The organism is Pedobacter sp. 05L430, from assembly GCF_056397585.1.
In genome coordinates this window covers 1-377 of record NZ_JBFTNT010000657.1, presented here as the reverse complement: position 1 = coordinate 377, position 377 = coordinate 1, and the positions used below count along the sequence as shown (strand labels likewise).

Annotated in this window: 1 protein-coding gene; it reads right to left on the bottom strand. The window is 35.8% G+C overall.

Annotated features, from left to right (window positions below; translation table 11 throughout):
• On the bottom strand, positions 1-377 hold a 377-nt coding region (locus AC1DG9_RS27835), incomplete at both ends, for a hypothetical protein (RefSeq protein ID WP_477635808.1).

Genomic DNA, 377 nt, shown 5'->3' with positions numbered 1-377 from the left:
GAGGTATGCTTTGATCTTATTGAAATCATCTGTATTTTTTGAAGTCTTTCCCACTTCAAGATACATTAAGTTGCCTTTACGGTCTTCTACCATGTCCATTTTAGGAAATGCTACTGTATTTAAAATAGCTATCTTGTCTTTTTCAGGATCATACGCTACCGCGTTGTAACCATAGCCAAATATTTCGGTCGGTTTTTTATCTCTTACCATCCAGTCATTGGTTGGCTCTAAAGACAGGTCTGTGGGGAATCTCCCATCCGTTTTATAATAACCTAAAGTATCTTTTACGAAAAAAGAATTGTCCAAAAGATTTAAGGCTTCTTTCTTTTCCATACGCTTAGGGTCTTTCGAAATGATCTCATTGGTCTTTTTAATCT